Below are 2,540 nucleotides of genomic sequence, written 5' to 3'. Positions count from 1 at the left end.
TAGTGAAAAACAGAATTTTATATGATATTATGAAAAAAGCAAATACCTATCTATCTATGACAATTCCTCTATCGGCTGCACCTATACTGTTTACAAAGTCGGCCAAACCTTGACTCGCTCTTCTTACAGTATAGATATTCATTCTGTTCGTACCTGCCCCAATAAGTCCTCTCAGTCCTCCGGTACCGAAATCAAGATATTTGTAAAATCTATCTTCAATTTCTTTAGGATCGTCTTTTATCTTTTGCAGTTCTTCCCTGGTTTTCTCATCAAAATATTCATTTCCTAGCCAAAATTTATACATTGCATTACTTGACATATATTACTCTCCTCTATCATATTTTCTAAAATTAAATGTAATTTTTTAAATTTATACCTTTATATTTATTATATTAATGGTTCAATTTTTCAGTAACTAGTATACCATATTTGCTCAATTTTACAACTGTAAACATAAATCCGATTATATGCCACAATGCAAAGAAATTGTTCCGTAAAATTGAGTTTTTTCAAAATTTTTTCTTCATAATAATTATACCCTTAAAATGTATGATGTAAAATAAAAGTTACAATAAAATCTCAGGGACATCGAACCCCTTCGATTTTGCGGCTTTCACTTCGTTCGAAAGCCCCTAAAAAGAAGCTATTATGCTTTTTTTAGCACAATAGCTTCTTCGCATTATTGCTCTTTATTTGCCTATTACAGCATTTATAAGGTTCAATAACAATTGTGCCACACTAGCCCTAGTCACAGTATCTTTCGGTGCAAATTCATTATTGCCTACGCCTTTTATAAGCCCCAGACATTTCATTTTAGTTACCGAGCTTCTAGCCCAACTACTTATTTGCTCATCATCACCAAAAGGAGAAGCACTGTCAACTAACGGAAGGGTAATACCTTTATAATTCATATAATTACTTAGTATGACAGCCATTTGCTCACGAGTAATAAGTTCATTTGGACCAAACAATCCATCACCGTAACCTTTCATAATGCCTTTGTCATCCGCCCAAGCCACAGATGCTGCAAACCAAGAATCGGCATCCACATCGATAAATGGAGAAGTTTTATACTCGGACAAATCGGCTCCCTCAAGGTTTGCCAATACAGTAGCAAACATTGCTCTAGTCATACCTCCATTCGGGTCAAATTTGCCCTCGCCCACACCCGAAAAGAGTTCTCTTGAGGTTATTGCCACAATTGCATTTTCTGCCCAGTGTCCTTTTATATCATCAAATACCTTTTTATTGCTACGATATTGATAATAGCCGTCCTTTGATGATATGAACGATACACTGTTGTCAATAATGCTGCTCCATTTAATCAACATTGCTTTGTTGTTTTCTATCAGATAAGGCACAAAGGAATATAATTCTTCGCCCGTTTGAGTATTTGTTTTTTTAGTAACACGGATATCTTTTGGAGCTTGGATAATATTTGGTACTCCAATATTACCGGGTATTTCATCGCTCTTTAACTCTAAAACACCCACCGCTTGTTCAGTAAGCAAGTATTTATAAGTGCTGTCAAAGACAAATTCTACGTCGTTTCTTTCATCTATTCGCAACTCTTCAAGATATTCCAAATGATTTTTGGATTCATTATATCTACTTAAGTAAACACGATTACTATTTTGCTCTGCTCCCACGTTCCATTTTATTGTTGCCGTAAACGGATAACCACCCTTGATATAAGCTTCTAATATGACAATGTCTTTGTTATTTGCCAATTTCGAAAGATTACTGTCTTCAATTTTATAAATCTTAAGGTTGAAATTGGTCGTATATGATGGAACGTTTGCTACATTTTTACCGTTTATAGACCACGTATATTTCCCCATATCCAGAACAAGTGTAACATTCTTTCCTGTAAGTGCATTCAATACATCAGAAGGCAGTTCCGTTTCATTTTCCATATCTACTGTTATAATTTCTCCATCCTTTGCCCTGTTAATTTGATTAATAACAGTTGACCATGACACGCCTGTTGACAAAGGTGTATTATCTGTAACAATAATTTTTCCGCTACTGCCTTTAGAACCGCTATCCTTATCGATGGACTCAAAGTTTGCCGTTATGGTTGTGTCGTTTGCAGGCATTGTAAATATTGTTTTTGGACTTTTAGCATCTTCGAATGTTCCACCATCGGATGATGTCCATTTATTAAAGCGATAACCGCTATAGGGTGTTGCTTCCAACTCAATTGTATCACCTTCCGAGTAAACACTGCCTGCTACTGTATTAACCGTTCCACCTTTACCTGCAACAACCTTGAAAAAATATATTCCCGGGATTCTTTCAAAATTTGCAATTAAAGTTGTTTCGTTATCAGGCATAGTAAATGTAGTAGTTGCACTGTTTTCATCCTCAAAAGTACCTCCATCGGATGAAGTCCAGTTCTTAAATACATATCCATAGTCAGCTTCAGCTACAACAGCAATTTCAGTGCCTACTGTATAGAATCCTTCTACACTGGTAATCTTACCTCCAATATTAGCCTTTAGTTTTAGCGGGTGTTTCTCAACATGCTCAAATTGGGC

General features: G+C 35.7%; 1 protein-coding gene and 1 pseudogene. Both read right to left on the bottom strand.

Translation table 11 applies throughout. The features are described from left to right. Nucleotides 1-58 precede the first annotated feature (58 nt). Nucleotides 59-319 (bottom strand): annotated as a pseudogene (locus tag PLH43_RS13525) (phospho-sugar mutase); the annotation flags it as partial. A gap of 370 nt (nt 320-689) precedes the next feature. Then, nucleotides 690-2,540 (bottom strand): S-layer homology domain-containing protein (locus PLH43_RS13520; protein ID WP_324363985.1); only part of this gene is annotated, 1,851 nt, incomplete at its 5' end.

Origin of the sequence: Acetivibrio sp. (genome assembly GCF_035371925.1) — a bacterium.
In the GTDB taxonomy this organism is placed as follows: domain Bacteria; phylum Bacillota; class Clostridia; order Acetivibrionales; family Acetivibrionaceae; genus Hungateiclostridium.
Note: the sequence above shows the minus strand (reverse complement) of the source record. Positions and strands in the feature narration are given on the sequence as shown.